The sequence below is a fragment of the Ligilactobacillus equi DSM 15833 = JCM 10991 genome (assembly GCF_000615765.1).
GTDB classification, from domain to species: domain Bacteria; phylum Bacillota; class Bacilli; order Lactobacillales; family Lactobacillaceae; genus Ligilactobacillus; species Ligilactobacillus equi.
In genome coordinates, this window is record NZ_BAMI01000142.1 from 1 (window position 1) to 747 (window position 747).

Genomic DNA, 747 nt, shown 5'->3' on the forward strand with positions numbered 1-747 from the left:
AGCAATGCATCTGACTTACCAGCGGATACCACATACGCCTGGACAAGCACTCCAGATGTATCTAAAGCAGGTGTTACAAGTGGTGTAGTAGTAGTGACATATCCAGATGGCACAACACAAACTGTAGATATTCCTAATATCGTTGTAACTCCTACTACATCAACTTCATATGAAGGAATAACAATTTCAGCTGGTGAGACAGCATCTATAACACCACAAATTATTGGTGATCAAGAAGAAATTGTAGGATATGTTTTAGCTGAAGGTGCTCCAGAATGGGCAACAATTAATGAAACTGGTGAAATTAAGTTTAGTCCTAATGTAGATGTCAAGGGACAAGAATATCATATTTCTGTTGAAGTTGCACATGCTAATAACGCAACAAAAGAAATTGTACCGATTACTATTACGATTAGTAACGATGCCAAGAATTATCCAGTAAGTTATGATAATGTTAACGTTAAGGTTAATGAAACTGTTACTGCGACTGCAAAGGTGTCAGATGCAAATGTAGTTGATAGTTACGAATTAGTTGATAATTCTGATGATTGGATTACCATTAATCAAACAACCGGTGAATTGTCTATCAAGCCAACCAATAAAAATGAAGTTGGTGATAAAGTAGTTAAGGTTAAAGTTGTATACAAAGATAAGACAACGGCAGAAGTTCCTGTAGCTGTAACTATTTTGTCAAATGAACCAATCAACGATAATGCCAATACCGGATCAAGCAACGACACAACCATA

General features: G+C 36.3%; 1 protein-coding gene. It reads left to right on the forward strand.

Translation table 11 applies throughout. The features are described 5' to 3' along the window. On the forward strand, positions 1-747 hold a 747-nt coding region (locus JCM10991_RS14150), incomplete at both ends, for a Rib/alpha-like domain-containing protein (protein WP_035189161.1).